The sequence below is a fragment of the Ottowia caeni genome (assembly GCF_050821495.1).
GTDB lineage: Bacteria > Pseudomonadota > Gammaproteobacteria > Burkholderiales > Burkholderiaceae_C > Ottowia > Ottowia caeni.
Genome location: NZ_CP151080.1, coordinates 2,895,263 through 2,910,303, shown reverse-complemented (window position 1 = coordinate 2,910,303; position 15,041 = coordinate 2,895,263). Strand labels below are relative to the sequence as shown.

Annotated in this window: 11 protein-coding genes and 1 pseudogene; 2 read left to right on the top strand and 10 right to left on the bottom strand. The window is 60.1% G+C overall.

What is annotated here, in order from left to right; translation table 11 throughout:
• Window positions 1-166: 166 nt before the first annotated feature.
• From AAAK34_RS13810 to AAAK34_RS13785, 6 genes are all read right to left on the bottom strand, one after another.
• On the bottom strand, window positions 167-1,867 hold the full coding sequence (locus AAAK34_RS13810; RefSeq protein ID WP_431777391.1) for a bifunctional metallophosphatase/5'-nucleotidase: 1,701 nt from the start codon (window positions 1,865-1,867) through the stop codon (window positions 167-169).
• 56 nt (window positions 1,868-1,923) lie between these two features.
• On the bottom strand, window positions 1,924-2,046 hold the full coding sequence (locus AAAK34_RS13805; protein WP_431777390.1) for a hypothetical protein: 123 nt from the start codon (window positions 2,044-2,046) through the stop codon (window positions 1,924-1,926).
• 89 nt (window positions 2,047-2,135) lie between these two features.
• Entirely contained in the window at window positions 2,136-3,206 is a 1,071-nt protein-coding gene (locus AAAK34_RS13800) for a PLP-dependent cysteine synthase family protein (RefSeq protein ID WP_231695892.1), read from the bottom strand.
• Window positions 3,207-3,212: 6 nt separating this feature from the next.
• Window positions 3,213-3,899 (bottom strand): BPSS1780 family membrane protein, encoded by a 687-nt coding sequence (locus AAAK34_RS13795; protein WP_431777389.1) that lies wholly within the window; start codon window positions 3,897-3,899, stop codon window positions 3,213-3,215.
• A 107-nt stretch (window positions 3,900-4,006) separates the two neighbouring features.
• Window positions 4,007-4,996, bottom strand: a complete 990-nt coding sequence (locus AAAK34_RS13790) for a homoserine kinase (RefSeq protein WP_231695894.1) — start codon at window positions 4,994-4,996, stop codon at window positions 4,007-4,009.
• 6 nt (window positions 4,997-5,002) lie between these two features.
• A complete protein-coding gene (locus AAAK34_RS13785; RefSeq protein ID WP_231695895.1) occupies window positions 5,003-5,350 on the bottom strand; it encodes a hypothetical protein in 348 nt (115 codons plus the stop codon).
• Between the two features lie 57 nt (window positions 5,351-5,407).
• Here AAAK34_RS13785 and polA point away from each other — a divergent pair, with 57 nt between their 5' ends.
• Together polA and AAAK34_RS13775 are read left to right on the top strand one after the other, a co-directional pair.
• Window positions 5,408-8,212: a DNA polymerase I gene (gene polA, locus AAAK34_RS13780; RefSeq protein WP_231695896.1), complete on the top strand. Its 2,805-nt coding sequence runs from the start codon at window positions 5,408-5,410 to the stop codon at window positions 8,210-8,212.
• A 75-nt stretch (window positions 8,213-8,287) separates the two neighbouring features.
• Complete coding sequence (locus AAAK34_RS13775; protein WP_231695897.1) at window positions 8,288-8,731, top strand: PACE efflux transporter; 444 nt, start codon at window positions 8,288-8,290, stop codon at window positions 8,729-8,731.
• A 101-nt stretch (window positions 8,732-8,832) separates the two neighbouring features.
• On the opposite strand, the gene AAAK34_RS13770 is transcribed toward AAAK34_RS13775, so the two are convergent.
• From AAAK34_RS13770 to AAAK34_RS13755, 4 genes and pseudogenes are all read right to left on the bottom strand, one after another.
• A complete protein-coding gene (locus AAAK34_RS13770) occupies window positions 8,833-9,870 on the bottom strand; it encodes a class 1 fructose-bisphosphatase (protein WP_231695898.1) in 1,038 nt (345 codons plus the stop codon).
• A gap of 13 nt (window positions 9,871-9,883) precedes the next feature.
• Complete coding sequence (pepN, locus tag AAAK34_RS13765) at window positions 9,884-12,616, bottom strand: aminopeptidase N (protein WP_231695899.1); 2,733 nt, start codon at window positions 12,614-12,616, stop codon at window positions 9,884-9,886.
• 245 nt (window positions 12,617-12,861) lie between these two features.
• A pseudogene (gene prfB, locus AAAK34_RS13760) lies at window positions 12,862-13,964 on the bottom strand (peptide chain release factor 2).
• A gap of 136 nt (window positions 13,965-14,100) precedes the next feature.
• On the bottom strand, window positions 14,101-15,027 hold the full coding sequence (locus tag AAAK34_RS13755) for a catechol 2,3-dioxygenase (RefSeq protein ID WP_231695901.1): 927 nt from the start codon (window positions 15,025-15,027) through the stop codon (window positions 14,101-14,103).
• Window positions 15,028-15,041 lie beyond the last annotated feature (14 nt).

Here is a 15,041-nt window from a genome sequence, read left to right as displayed (position 1 = left end):
CGGCGCGGGTCGTAATGCTGCGCGCTCTGGAGCGGCTGCAGTGGATCCCCGCTTTCGCGGCGGCCGGCGATCCGGGGATGACGGGGATGACGGGGATGACGGGGATGACGGGGATGACGGGGATGACGGGGTGCATGGCAATGCGAGTCGTCCCCTCTGGTCGAGGTCAATTCAGCTTTACGCCGGCCTTGGTGATGACCGACTGGTGGGAGTAGTCGTCAGCGGCGGGGCGGCTGATGGTTCTGTTGGTGCGGATGTAGTTGACGAAGGTCTGCGTGTACAGCAGGTAGTTGTTGACGTAGTTACCGCTGTCATAAATGGGCTTGAATGCCGCATAGCCGTCCTGACCTTTGGCGATGAAGTCGTTGGTCGCCACGATGTAGGTCTGCGCGGGGTTGATGGCCGACCAACTTCCCGTTTGACGATTTTTGACCTCGATGCTGGTGAAGCGCTCACCCTTGGCTTTGCTCATGTCCAGGTTCCAGCGCAGGCCTGCTGCGTAGGGGTGGCCACCGCCGGTGGCCTGGCCCGCGTCGAGATAGGCAGATAAGGCGTCTTCAAGCACGGCGGCTACTTGCTGGCCTGTAAGGGGTAGTTCCACCAGGACGTTGGTGAACGGCAGCACCGTGAAGGCGTCTCCCATAGTGATGGTGCCCGCTGGCAGAGGTACGCGCACCCCACCGGCGTTCTGAATGGCTATGTCTGCACGCAGGCTGGCATTCAGAAAGGCTTGAGCCACCACTTGTGCTGCGTCGCTGCCGCGGGCCAGTTGGTTAGCGCTTTCGCATCCGACGACTCCTGCGCTACGGTTGGTGCTTTCGCCTGGAGTGCGCACCAGGCAGAGCGCATCGGCCGTGGAGCCGATGGGTTCCTTCTTCATTTCGTCCACCTGACCCGAATAAGATTGCAGCAGGGTGCTCACAGCCGCGTCGGGGGAGAGCATCTTAAGGCTCTTGTCGGCGGCCACTGCGGCGGCGATTTGTTGCTGGGTGGTGGCGTCCACGGCGGCCCAGGCGCCGTCAGTACCCTTGCGCTTGAAGCTGTCACCGATGATGAGAGAGGCTTGGCCCGTGCAGGAGGCGACTTCACCCTGGTCGTTGAAGCTCACGCGCATCTCGCCCAGAGCTTTGGCGTACTCCCAAGCGTGTCCTATGCAGACAGGTTTGCCGTCTTTGTTGATGGCTTGTGTGGGGTAGGCGCCCGATGCTGTGTAGCCAGTACCTTGCGCAGTGAAGTCTCCCAGCAAGGTGTGGGAATCACCACCGATGATGACGTCTACGTCGGTCAGCTTGGACGCGAGTGCCTTGTCGGCTTCGTAGCCCATATGTGTCAGCAGCACGATGTGGCGAATGCCCTCGGTCTTGAGCTGTTCAATGGCGCGCTGGGCGGCTACCGCTTCGTCTTCGAATGCCGTTGTGGGGAGGGGGCTGGAGGCGTTCTGGGTCTTGTTCTTGATGCTTAGACCGACGATGCCGACTTGAACCCCCTTGATGGATTTGATGGTGTAGGGCTTCAGGTAGTCGTTCTGTGCCTTGGGTGCCAGTGGTGTGCCAATCTGCGGACGAATGTTGGCAGCCAGCACGGATGTCTTGCAGGCGCCAGCGTGCAGATGGTCTATGAAGCTCTTGAGCTGGCTGTCGCCGTCGTCGAATTCGTGGTTGCCGACGGACATGGCGTCGAAGCATACGGTATTCATCATGTCGGCGTCTGCCTTGCCCTTGAAGAGGGTGTAGTACAGAGTGCCGGTGTTGGCGTCGCCCGCGTGGAGCTTCAGAACGTCATCGCGGCCCGCATACTGCTTGAACGCGCTCGTAACACGTGCGAAGCCACCCAGTTCCACCTGTGTTTCCACTCCGCCGATTTTCATGGCCTGGGCCGAGAACGGGGCAAGGTTGGAATGATGATCGTTGATGTGCGCGATCGTCAGATCCAGAGGGAGAACTTGTTGCTGTCGTCATCGCTTCCGCCGCAGGCCGCCAGGGACGCGGCGAGAGCGATAGGTGCCAGGAACAAGGCGTGGCGGAAATAGATTCTTTGGGTATTCATCTCAGCATGAGGAGTTCGGTTTCAACCGGCTCATGCTGCATGGCATTGATGAAAATATGCTGACGGTGGTGTGACTATCCGATGACTGTTTAGGATGGCTCCACCCACTGCCCTTGCGCGCAAGCGGACTCGAAGCTACGTAGCCAAGGCTGGATGTCGTGACCATTGGCATGAAGCCATTCGTCGTTATAGAGAGTGTCGAGGTAGCGCTCGCCGCCGTCGCATGCCAGCGTGACGATGCTGCCCTTTTCGCCGCGCGCGCTCATCTCGCAGGCCAGGTGCAGTGCGCCATAAAAATCGGTGCCGGTAGAGCCGCCAAAGCGTCGCCCGACCAGCCGCTCCAGGTAGCGCGCTCCGGCAAACGAAGCGCCCGTGGGAACGCGCATCATGCGGTCGATCACACCGGGCAGAAAAGAAGGTTCCACGCGGGGGCGGCCAATGCCTTCAATGGCTGAACCCCGAGGGCTGGTCAGCGTCGCGTCGCGGCTTTCATAGTAATCAAGGAAGACCGAGTGCTCGGGGTCTACCACGCACAATTGTGTGCTGTGGCCTTGGTAGCGCAGATAGCGCCCGATGGTGGCAGAGGTGCCGCCGGTGCCTGCACCCACCACGATCCAGGTGGGCACTGGGTGAGGTTCAGCACCCATCTGCTGAAAGATGGATTCGGCAATATTGTTGTTACCCCGCCAGTCGGTGGCCCGCTCGGCGTAGGTGAACTGATCCATGTAGTGACCATTGCATTCGCGCGCGAGACGCTCGGCCTCAGCGTAGACCTCGTCGCCCTTGTCCACGAAGTGGCTTTGGCCGCCATAGAACGCAATTTGCGCCACCTTTGCCGCCGACGTGCTGCGAGGCATGACGGCGATGAAACGGAGCCCCAGCAACCTGGCGAAATATGCTTCGGAAACAGCCGTGCTGCCCGAGGAAGATTCGATTACCGTGGTGCCTTCGTTGATCCAGCCGTTGCACAGGGCATAAAGGAACAATGATCTGGCCAGCCGGTGCTTCAGGCTGCCGGTGGGGTGCGTGGATTCGTCTTTCAGATAGATCTGCACACCCGGAAATGCCGGCAGCTCTATGGGGAAAAGGTGTGTGTCTGCCGAGCGATGAAAGTCACGCTCGATGCGCCGAATGGCATCTGAAACCCAGGGAGAATGCATAAATAATCAAGGCGCGGTGAAATTGGAGTCGTCGTCCGCGCTGAAGCTGTCGCGAAAGGTGAACCAGAGAGAATTGAAGAACATGGAGGCGATCATGACCGCTACGGGCATCAGGCCGAAGGAGGCAATCGAGGCACTGCCTGTCAGTACCGACAGCAACAGCAGAGCCAGGCCGGCTGCGAAGGCCATACCCATCCACATCAGGCCATAGATCAGGAAGGCGCCCACGTTACGCAGAACCGCCACGGCGCTGAAAAACAGACTCTTGACCGGGGGCACGCCGTGCCAGTGAACCAGCGCAGGAGCATGCCAGAAGGCGAGCGAGAGTGGCAGGTAGAGGAGGGTCGAAACCCACATGGCTGTGCGGAAGTCGGGGTCGGTCACCATGTCTTGTGTGATGCCGCCGCCGTTCACGTACAACTGCGCGAAGCGGCCTCCGTCGATCAGCGCGGAAATGCCGATCACGATCAGGACGCCCAAGGCATACAGAGCACCCAGCATCAGCATGGCGCGAAGACGTTGGGGCCCTTGGCGGAGCGCCACGAATAGCGTCAGCGGCATCGGGAAACGGCCCGCTTCGGATTCACGCGTGGCTTCCATCAGGCCCACGGTGGCGGCCGGAACCAGAACCAGTGCCAGTACACCGCCGACGAGTGGAAGCATGGCCACCACTGAAATGCTGACGATGAACATGAAAAAAGGCCTGCAATGGCCAGCGGCTGCTTGAAAAAGGTGCGCACGCTTGCGCGCACCCATTGGGTGCCGGTGCGGGCTGGAACGATGTTTAGTTTCATCCTGAATCAGGTCAGCTGCAGCGGCTCGGCTATGCGAGCCTGTAGCACGCGCTCAAAATGAGCCGGGTCGTGTGCTTTCAGCATGGCGGCTTCTCGGGGTAAATGGTAATCCCACAGCCTGGAGATCCAAAACCGCAAGGCCCCGCCGCGCAACATGGCTGGCAGAAGCCGGCGCTCAGGGGCAGTGAGCGGGCGGACGGATTCGTAAGCCTGCAACAAGGCCTGGGTGCGCGCAGGATCCCCTCGGCCGCTAGGCAGGTCAATGGCCCAGTCGTTCAGGGTGATGCTGAGGTCCAGCAGCCAGGTGTCGATGCCGGCGAAATAAAAATCGAACACCCCGGAGAGGACTGGTTGCTCGCGGGTGCCCTCGAACATGGCGTTGTCGCGGAACAAGTCGGCATGCACCGGCCCGCTTGGGAGTGCGGCATAGGCGGAGCTGGCTGCGGTGTGGTTCTGGAAGGCCAGCTCCGATCGGATCAGATCGGATTGCTCCTCGGTCAGATAGGGAAGAACCACTGGCACCGTTTCGTTCCACCATGGCAAGCCGCGCAAATTGGGCTGTCTGCCTTCGAAGTCGCGCCCGCCCAGATGCATGCGTGCCAGCATTTCCCCCACGGCTGAGCAATGTGCGGGCGTGGGTGCCAGCTCACTCTTGCCGGGCAGGCGGTTGACGACCGCCGTGGGTTTGCCATTCAGCGTGTGCAGCAGATCGTCCTCGCCTGCCCGAATGGGCGCGCCGGGGAGCTTGGCACGAGGCTCTGGCACTGGAATGCCGTGCTGGGCCAGATGCTTCATCAGGTGCAGGTAAAACGGCAGCTGGGCGTGCGTAAGTCGCTCGAAGAGGGTGAGTACCCAACGGCCATCCGTGGTGGTGGCGAAGTAGTTGGTGTTCTCGATCCCGCCTTCAATGCCGCGCAGTTCGGTGAGAGTGCCCAGGCCCAACGACTGCAGCAGCCGGCCTGCCTCTTCCTCGGAGACTTCAGTGAAAACCGCCATGGGGAGTTAAAAATTCAAGACTTTCCACACACGCTTGCCTGCGGCGCCAGGGCTGGCGTCCGGGCTTCCGGCGCCAGTGCTGTCTGCCGGCTGAACCTCATAGGAGGGAACGCCGGCTTTGGGTTGAACGGTAATGCTTTTGGTTTCGCCGCCAGAGCGCACTTCGTCTACCCGGCTACCGGCATCTTCCACACGGATGTGTTCGACGCGTTGGGTTTTCCTGTCGTGTTGTACCGGGCTTTCGCGTGTGACGGGGCCGCTGGGCGTGGGGGAGGGCGCTTGCGCCAACGCCGCGACGCCGCCGAGGCATGCGGCCGCCAGTGTGGCAGCCTGGAGAATGTTCGAGGGTCGCATGCGAGCATTGTAGAGGCCGCAGCACCGAACACGCGGCGGCGCATGCACAATCATGCCATGACCGAAATCGCTCAAGCGCCTGCCGACGGAGCTTCCAGCCAGCCCATGCTGTTGCTGGTTGATGGCTCCAGTTACCTTTATCGTGCCTTTCACGCCTTGCCAGACCTGCGTGCAGATCCCAATGACCGAGAGAGTCAGCCCACCGGGGCGATCCGCGGCATGATCAACATGCTGACTGTGCTTCGCAAGCAGTATCCCCGCGCTCAGTACGCAGCGTGTGTATTTGATGCCCCCGGCACTACGTTCCGCGACGAGATTTTTTCCGATTACAAGGCAAACCGGGCGCCCATGCCTGACGATCTGCGGAGCCAGATCGAGCCTATTCATGAGGTGGTGGATCTGCTGGGCTGGAAGGTGCTGGCCGTTCCGGGTGTGGAGGCAGACGACGTGATCGGTACCCTTGCCAAGGTTGCGGAGTCGCAGGGTATTGAGGTTATCGTCAGTAGCGGCGACAAGGACTTGGCGCAGTTGGTGACTGAGCACGTTACCATTATTGACACCATGAGCGGCAAGCGCCGTGACCTGGCTGGTGTGCAGTCGGAGTTTGGCGTACCTGCCTCGCTTATGGTCGACTACCAGGTTCTCCTGGGCGATACCGTGGACAACGTGCCTGGTGTGCAGAAAGTTGGCCCCAAGACCGCTGCCAAGTGGCTGACCGAGTATGGCTCGCTGGACGCCATTGTGTCGAACGCAGACAAATTCAAGGGTGTAGCCGGAGAAAACCTGCGCAAGTCGCTTGACTGGTTGCCTACCGGTCGCCAACTGCTCACGATTCGTACCGATTGTGACCTGGCCGGATACGTCGACGGCTTGCCTCGCATGGACTCGGTGGCCGCCCGTGACGTCAATAAAGAGGCCGTCGCCCGCTTTTATAACCAGTACGGCTTCAAGACGCTCGCGAAGGCGATGCAAGCTGGCCAGCCCGAGGCTCCTGCGCCGGCGCCTGCTTCCGCTACCGGCGACCTCTTTGCCGATGCGCCGGCCGTTTCACGTGCTACAGAACTGAAATATGAAATCGTGCTGGATTGGGCCACGCTGGATGCATGGCTGGCGAAGATCGAAGCTGCCGAGCTGACTGCACTGGACACTGAGACTACTTCGCTGAACGAGATGCAGGCCCGTATTGTGGGCATTTCGTTCAGCGTGGTTCCTGGAGAGGCAGCCTATGTGCCCGTGGGACACACTGGTCCCGATACACCGACTCAGCTACCCATGGATGAAGTCCTCGCGCGTCTGAAGCCTTGGCTGGAAAATCCCGATAGGAAGAAGCTGGGTCAGCACATCAAATACGACCGCCACGTGTTTGCCAACCACGGCATTGAGGTGCAGGGCTACGCGCATGACACTATGCTGCAGAGTTACGTGCTGGAAGTGCATAAGCCACACGGGTTGGCAAGTTTGGCGGAGCGGCACCTTGGCCGGCAGGGCATTCAGTATGAAGATCTGTGCGGCAAGGGGGCGCACCAGATTCCATTCGCGCAGGTGGCCTTGGACAAGGCCGCAGAATACTCCTGCGAAGACTCCGACCAGACGTTGGACGTTCATCTGGCGCTCTGGCCACGTCTTCAGGAGGACGACAAGCTGCGCGCCATTTACGAACTTGAGATCGAAAGCAGCGAAGCGCTTTATCGCATAGAACGCACTGGTGTTCTGATTGACACACAGGCGTTGAATGCACAGAGCCATGAACTGGGCCAACGCATTCTGACCTTGGAAGCGGAGGCGCATGAATTGGCGGGGCAGCCCTTCAACCTAGGCTCCCCCAAGCAGATCGGGGAGATTTTCTTTGTCAAGCTGGGCTTGCCGGTGGTGAAGAAGACGGCTACTGGTGCACCCAGCACAGACGAGGAGGTGCTTGAGAAACTGGCCGAAGATTACCCGCTGCCCGCGCGTATCCTGGAGCACCGGAGCCTCTCGAAGCTCAAGGGCACCTATACGGACAAGCTGCCGCTGATGGTGAACCCCGCCACAGGCCGTGTGCACACTCATTACGCTCAGGCGGTGGCAGTCACGGGGCGGCTGTCGAGTAATGAGCCGAACTTGCAGAACATTCCGATCCGCACCGCTGAGGGGCGGCGCATTCGCGAGGCATTTGTGGCGCCGCCGGGCAGCGTGATTGCCAGCGCAGACTACAGTCAGATCGAGTTGCGCATCATGGCCCACATCAGTGGTGACGAAGCGCTGCTGCGTGCTTTTACCGAAGGGCTGGACGTTCACCGCGCCACGGCCGGGGAAGTGTTCGGTGTGGCGCCAGATCAGGTGACAAGCGAGCAGCGGCGTTATGCCAAGGTCATCAACTTCGGGTTGATCTACGGCATGAGCAGCTTTGGCCTGGCGCGTAATCTGGGCATCGACAATACCGCGGCGCGCAATTACATCACCCGCTATTTTGAGCGCTACCCTGGCGTAAAGCAGTACATGGACGACACGCGCCAATCCGCCAAGGATAAAGGGTACGTGGAAACCGTCTTCGGGCGACGCCTGTACCTGCCCGAAATTCGGTCACCGAATGGTCCGCGCCGAGCTGGCGCCGAGCGTGCGGCCATCAATGCGCCCATGCAGGGGACCGCAGCGGATCTGATCAAGAAGAGCATGGTGGCGGTGCAAGCCAAACTTGACGCCGAACTGCGCAAAACAAAAATGATCATGCAGGTGCACGACGAACTGGTATTTGAGGTGCCTGAAGGCGAGGTCGATTGGCTACGCGCAGAGATCCCGCGTTTGATGGCCGGCGTAGCCCAATTGAAGGTGCCTCTAGTGGCGGAGGTGGGTGTAGGGTCCAACTGGGAACGGGCGCACTGAAAACACCGGATTGAGCTCATCTTACAAGGGCGCCTACTCAAGGGCGCCTTCTTTCTGTGATAAAACCCCCTCGTAATGCAAGGTATCAAGCGCAAAGTTGTTTATATTGGTCTGTTCGAGTTGATCGCCATTGCGGTCACCACCGTCGGTTTTGCCTGGTTCTCGGGCCAGGGGGCGGAACGTGCAGGGGTGGTTGCTGTTCTAACCTCGGCCGTGGCTGTGGCATGGAATCTGGCCTACAACACGGCATTCGAAAAATGGGAGTCTCGCCAGACAGTGCGAGGGCGTAGCTTCAAGCGCCGCATGGCACACGCCCTGGGTTTTGAGGGCGGTTTGACCGTCATATTGGTGCCGCTTCTGGCTTGGCTGCTGCAAGTCTCGCTGTGGCAGGCATTGGTTCTCGATTTCGGGCTGATTGTGTTTTTTCTGGCCTACGCCTTCGTTTTCAATCTGGCCTTTGACCACGTGTTCGGCTTGCCCGCATCCGCGCTGCCTGTGCACGTCGAGTCTGCGACTTAAGACCAGGTTCGCGATCTGAGAGCCTGGCTTTGCCTTTGCCTGTGCACCAGGCGTGTGCCCAGGCCCGGACGGCTGATGCCGTCCGTAGTCAAGAAACTCTCTCAGGTCTTGCTGGTTTCCGCTGTCCGTGCCGCATGCTCAAGGTGGTATGCAGTCACTCGCTCCACCTCGTTCTTGCTGCCCAGGATGACGCTCACGCGCTCGTGCAGCTGAGTGGGTTGTACGTCAAGAATGCGTTCGCGGCCGTTGGTGGCAGCACCGCCGGCTTGTTCAATGAGCCAGCCCATCGGATTGGCTTCATACATCAGGCGTAGTTTGCCTGGCTTGTTCGGCTCGCGCTTGTCCCAGGGGTACATGAAAATTCCGCCGCGCGTCATGATGCGGTGCACGTCGGCCACCATGCTGGCAATCCAGCGCATGTTGAAATCTTTGCCGCGTGGGCCATCCTTGCCCTGGAGGCACTCGTCAATATAGCGCTTAACAGGCGCGTCCCAATGGCGCATGTTGCTCATGTTGATTGCGAATTCCTGGGTGTCGGCGGGAATGCGCACATCATCCTGGATCAGCATGAAGGAACCCTGTTCGCGATCCAGCGTGAACATGGCTACGCCGTCGCCCACGGTGAGTACCAGCGTCGTTTGCGGGCCAAAGATGCAGTAACCGGCCGCAACTTGGCGATTGCCGGGTTGCAGGAAGTCGCCTTCATCCACTCCACGGTCATCTTCAGGCATGCGGAGCACGCTGAAAATGGTGCCCACGCTCACGTTGACATCGATGTTGCTGGAGCCGTCTAGCGGATCGAACAGAAGCAGGTACTCGCCGCGCGGGTAGCGGTTGGGCACGACATAGATCGCGTCCATTTCCTCGCTGGCCATTCCAGCCAGGTGGCCGCCCCATTCGTTGGCCTCGATCAGCACTTCGTTGGCGATGATGTCGAGCTTCTTCTGCACCTCGCCTTGAACGTTCTCGCTACCTGCGGAACCGAGTACACCGCCTAAGGCGCCTTTGTTCACGGAATGGCTGATTTGCTTGCAGGCGCGCGCGACCACCTCAAGCAGCAGGCGCAACTGCGAAGGAATGTGGCCGTCAATGCGCTGCTTCTCGACCAGATAGCGGGTAAGGGAAATACGTTTGTTCATGAAAGGAGGTCCTTTACTCGATGCTGGGTGAAGAGTTGGTGCTTTCCTGGGCTGGCACAGAGGAGGCCAAAGAGCGAGTGATGACCTCGCGTACGTCGTTGCTCAGGTCAGGCTTGGCTGCCACGCGTTCGATGGCGGTGCGCGCAGCGGTGCGATAGGGTTCCGCCAGACGGGCCCATTGATCCATGGCTCGTGCCAGGCGTGCGGTCACTTGCGGGTTGAGTTTGTCGAGTTCGATGACGCGGTCCGCCCAGAAGGCATAGCCCCCGCCGTCGGGCCGGTGGAAGGCAGCCTGGTTGCGGTGGCAATAACTAGAAAGCAGGCTGCGCGCCCTGTTGGGTGTGCGCAGGTTGAAATCCGGGTGTTGCGTGAGCTTGCGGACGATGGGCAGCACGTTGCCCTCATGATCCGGGGCCAGTGCCTGCAGGGCAAACCATTTGTCGAGCGCGAGTGGCTCGGCGCGGAACAGGTCATAGTAACGCGACAACGCAGGTTTGGCGAGCTCGTGGCCGCTATTGATCAAAGCGGTGAGGGCGTTCAGGCGGTCGGTCATGTTGCCGGCGTCCTTGAAGCGCTGATAGGCCTTGCCGGGCCATACGATGTCACCTTGATCGCGCGCTGCCAGGCACAAGGCCTGCAAGGCGAGGCCGGCCAGGGCGCGGTGTCCGCTGGAGATGGGGTCAGGCTGGTAAGCACCGGTGTCTTTGCATTGCTCATAGGCCCATACCCAATCGCTTTGCAGCTCTGTCGCCAATTGAAGCTTCATGGCCTCGCGCACGGCATGTGTACGCTGCGGGTCGACTACGCTGAGCTGCTCCGCTATGTATTCTTCGTCGGGCAGGCTGAGTACCAGAGCCTTGAAGGCAGCGTCCAGTTCAGGGTGGCGCAGTACGGCGCGCAGCGCGGCCAGGTAGGCGTCGTTCAGGGGCCTGGAAGGCAGGGGAGCTGGGCTTGTGATCAGATCAATCGCGATGCGCAGGCCAAGCTGCTGTGCAGCTTCCCAGCGGTTGAAGGGGTCGCTGTCTTGCGCGAGCAGGCGCATGAGCTGATCTGGGGTGTAAGCGCAATCGAGCTTTACAGGGGCGCTGAAGCCGCGCAGCAACGAAGGTACCGGTTCGCTGTCTACATCCACGAAAGTGAGGGTCGCCTGCGACTCCGTCAGCACGTAGGTCATGCTGCCTTCGTGGCGGCTGTTTCCATTCTCTGGCTGTAGCGGCAGGTCGCGTCCGTCTTCGGCAACCAGGCCGAGGCGGATGGGAATGACGAAAGGCTCTTTAGCGGGCTGCCCTGATGTCGGGGGGCAACTTTGCGAAAGTCGGAGGGTATAGGTACGAGCGTCGGCGTCGTAGCGCCCTTCGGCTTTCACGACAGGGGTCCCAGCCTGGCTGTACCAGCGCTTGAACTGGGGAAGCATGCGCGCCAAGTCACTGCCGGGGTTGGCGTCGGACATGGCCTGGGCAAAATCGTCGCAGGTTACAGCCTGACCATCGTGCCGCTGGAAATAGAGATCCATGCCTTTGCGAAAGCCTTCGCGGCCTACCAGGGTCTGGTACATGCGCACCACCTCCGCGCCCTTTTCATAGACGGTGGCGGTGTAGAAGTTGCTGATTTCCAGGTATTCGTCAGGCCGCACGGGATGCGCCATGGGGCCAGCATCTTCCGGGAACTGCGCGGAGCGCAGGCCGATGACATTCTCGATCCGCTTCACGGCGCAGGCACTCGGCGTACCCGCCAGGTCCATGCTGAACTCCTGGTCCCGGAAAACGGTGAGGCCTTCTTTCAGCGAAAGCTGGAACCAGTCGCGGCAAGTAATGCGGTTGCCGGTCCAGTTGTGAAAATACTCGTGCCCGATCACGCTTTCAACCGCGTCGAAGTCGCTGTCGGTGGCGGTAGACGGTTTGGCCAGCACATACTTCGTGTTGAAGATGTTCAGGCCCTTGTTTTCCATGGCGCCTGCGTTGAAGTCGCCTGTGGCCACGATCATGAAGCGATCAAGATCCAGCGAGAGTCCGAAGCGGGCTTCGTCCCACAGCACGGAGTTGACGAGAGACTTCATGGCGTGCTCGGTCTGGTCGAGGTCGCCAGGACGCACATAGACCTGCAGCAGGTGCTCACGGCCTGAGCGAGCGACGATACGCTGCTCGCGCGCTACCAGCGGCCCCGCCACCACGGCGAACAGGTAGCAAGGCTTTTTGTGTGGATCCTGCCATTTGGCGAAGTGGCGGCCCCCTTCAAGTTCACCCTCGTCGACCAGGTTGCCGTTGGACAGCAGCACCGGGTACTTGGCTTTGTCGGCGCGCAACGTCACGGTGTAGCTGGCCATCACATCTGGCCGATCCAGGAAGTAGGTGATGCGGCGGAATCCCTCGGCTTCGCATTGCGTGAAGAACGCGCCGTCACTCAGGAACAGGCCCATGAGCTTGGTGTTCTTCTCAGGGTTGCACGTGGTGAAGATCTCCAGTTCGAAAGGAGCATCGCCTTCGGGAAGGCTCTCCAGCACGAGCCTCTCGCCCTCAAGGCGGAACGAGGTGCCCTGTCCGTTCACGAGGACGCGTGCCAGGTTCAGCTCGTCTCCATCCAGCTTGAGTGGCTCGACCGGCACCGCGGGGTTGCGGCGCAGAGTCATTTTGTTGAGCACTCTGGTCTTGGTGGGGTCCAAGTCGAAAGTGAGATCGACGTTGTCGATCCAGAACGCGGGCGGGGCGTACTCCAGCCTCTTGGTGACAGTGCTCTGTCCTTCACGCATGGGAATTCCTTTTTACTTCAACTTCGATTGCGTTCTAGGAGCCTGTCGGACTTGGAAATCGCCGGCTGTAAATGGGCCGCAGCGGTCCATTTTTCACAGCCTTCTTGACCCATAGCCGGGCTATGGGCCTGCGAATGCTGCAAAAACTGTCCTCGCTGGGTCCCATTTTCGCTTTCAGCGCTCCAAGTCCGACAGGCTCCAGGCATTCTTGACAACGCAGGGCTTGCCCGAGCTTATACGTCCTCTTAAACGCCCTGCTTCAGGCTGGCTTCAATGAAGGCATCGAGATCGCCGTCCAGCACTTTTTGAGTGTTGCTGATTTCCACGTTGGTGCGCAGATCCTTGATGCGGCTGTTGTCCAGGACGTACGAACGGATCTGGTGGCCCCAGCCGACGTCGGTCTTGCTGTCTTCCAGCTTTTGCTGCTCTTCCATGCGCTTGCGCATCTCGTGATCGTACAGGCGTGAGCGCAGGCGGCGCCAGGCAACGTCGCGGTTCGAATGCTGGCTTCGGCTGTCCTGGCACTGCACCACAATGTTGGTGGGAATGTGTGTCAGGCGCACGGCCGAGTCGGTCTTGTTAATGTGCTGACCACCCGCGCCGCTGGCACGGTAGGTGTCGATGCGGACGTCTGCGGGGTTGATGTCGATCTCGATCGAGTCGTCGATCTCGGGATAGACGAACACGCTGGCGAAGCTGGTGTGCCGGCCACCGGAGGAGTCGAACGGGCTCTTGCGAACCAGCCGGTGCACGCCAGTTTCGGTGCGCAGCAAGCCGTAGGCGTATTCACCCTCAATCTTGATGGTGGCGCCTTTGATACCCGCAGTGTCGCCTGGCGTTTCGTCTTCTATTTCCGTTTTGAAGCCCTTGCGTTCCGCATACTTCAGGTATTGCCGCAGCAGCATGCTCGCCCAGTCCTGGGCCTCGGTGCCACCGGCGCCGGCCTGGATGTCGAGGAAGGCGTTGTTTGGGTCGGCCGGCTGGTTGAACATGCGGCGGAACTCCAGATCCTCCACCAACTTGGCGAGCTTGGCAGACTCGGCTTCGATGGTCTGGAGGCCGGCTTCGTCTTCTTCTTCTCGACTCATCTCGAAGAGCTCGAGGTTGTCGGCCAGCTCGCGTGTGAGCGTGTCGATCACGGCAACGACGCCGTCAAGGGCTTTTTTCCTTGCCCAGTTCCTGGGCCTTCTTGGGGTCGTTCCAGATCGACGGATCTTCAAGCCATGCGTTTACCGTGCGCAGGCGGTCTGCTTTGGTATCGTAGTCAAAGATACCTCCGTAAATCCGAGGTGCGCTCGGAGAGGTCTTCGAGTTGCGCGCCGATCTGGTTGATTTGTTCTGCGTCCATGATGTGTCAGTCCTGATGTGTGGCCCGCGGTTGCGGGCGAATCCATCATTTTCTCACGGGTACGCACCTCGAAGGCGAGGGGCAAAGACACCCCTCTTACTTGCTGTGCCGCAATACTGGCAGTGGCAGTGGCCGATCAGGTCACTACACCCAGGAAGGCATCGTTGAGCTTGCGGTCGTGATAGAAAATGCCTCGGCCCACTTCTTCCCAGCCCCAGGTGATCGGGGGATTGTCCGGGTACCACTGATAGCCGCCTGCAAATGTCTCAAGCCGGTTGCCGGAGGGGTCGAAGAAGTAAATCGTCGTGCCCTGGGTAATGCCGTGCCGAGTCGGGCCGATGTCGATCGAGACGCGATGGCGGCTCATGATGTCGGCGGCGCGCAAGACCTGTTCCCAGCTTTCCATCAAGAAGCTCACGTGATGAAGCTTGTTGTCCTCCGAATGGCGCACCATGGCGATGTCATGGGCTTTGGTGCTGCAAGTGAGCCAGGTGGCCAGGTCGGTTTGACCGTCTTCAAGTTTGACGCGTTCGACCAGGCTGAAGCCGAGTAGCTCGGTGAAGAGCTTGAGGTTGCCGTCGATGTCTCCCCCATAGATCAGCGCGTGGTCCATGCGCACAGGGCGGATGCCTGGGCCATCGATCACATCGACCTCGGGGTCGTTGTAGCCACTGATGCTGCCGATGCATTTTTTCTCGGCGTACAGCTCGATCGTGTGGCCGGTGGGTATTTGAAAGCGCACGCGCTCGCCAGTCTCAAGCATCTCGCCTGCGGGCACGCGCTCGGTTTTTACCCCCGCTGCCTGCAGCTTTTCATTCAACTTTTCCAGGGTGGCTTTGTCTAGCACCTTGAAGCCGAAGAAGTCCATGCCGGCCCGATCGGCCTGGCGCAGCACGATGCTGTGGTGGTCATGTTCCTGGCGGCACTTGAAGTAAACGCGACCTGACGGGTCGCGTCCGGTCTCCATCAAGCCCATCACCTGAGTGTAGAAATGAACTGATTCTTCCATGTCCAGAACTCGGATCTGGGCATGGCCCGGGCGCAATACTCCTGTCATTGCCATTTTGAAATCTCCTA

Excerpts from the sequence above, each read along its gene's own strand:
- pepN (WP_231695899.1), bottom strand. The coding sequence starts at position 12,616 with ATGCGTGAAGGACAGAGCACTGTCACCAAGAGGCTGGAGTACGCCCCG.
- AAAK34_RS13805 (WP_431777390.1), bottom strand. The coding sequence starts at position 2,046 with ATGAATACCCAAAGAATCTATTTCCGCCACGCCTTGTTCCTGGCACCT.
- AAAK34_RS13755 (WP_231695901.1), bottom strand. The coding sequence starts at position 15,027 with ATGGCAATGACAGGAGTATTGCGCCCGGGCCATGCCCAGATCCGAGTT.
- polA (WP_231695896.1), top strand. The coding sequence starts at position 5,408 with ATGACCGAAATCGCTCAAGCGCCTGCCGACGGAGCTTCCAGCCAGCCC.
- AAAK34_RS13795 (WP_431777389.1), bottom strand. The coding sequence starts at position 3,899 with ATGTTCATCGTCAGCATTTCAGTGGTGGCCATGCTTCCACTCGTCGGC.
- AAAK34_RS13800 (WP_231695892.1), bottom strand. The coding sequence starts at position 3,206 with ATGCATTCTCCCTGGGTTTCAGATGCCATTCGGCGCATCGAGCGTGAC.
- AAAK34_RS13775 (WP_231695897.1), top strand. The coding sequence starts at position 8,288 with ATGCAAGGTATCAAGCGCAAAGTTGTTTATATTGGTCTGTTCGAGTTG.
- AAAK34_RS13810 (WP_431777391.1), bottom strand. The coding sequence starts at position 1,867 with ATGAAAATCGGCGGAGTGGAAACACAGGTGGAACTGGGTGGCTTCGCA.
- AAAK34_RS13790 (WP_231695894.1), bottom strand. The coding sequence starts at position 4,996 with ATGGCGGTTTTCACTGAAGTCTCCGAGGAAGAGGCAGGCCGGCTGCTG.
- AAAK34_RS13785 (WP_231695895.1), bottom strand. The coding sequence starts at position 5,350 with ATGCGACCCTCGAACATTCTCCAGGCTGCCACACTGGCGGCCGCATGC.
- AAAK34_RS13770 (WP_231695898.1), bottom strand. The coding sequence starts at position 9,870 with ATGAACAAACGTATTTCCCTTACCCGCTATCTGGTCGAGAAGCAGCGC.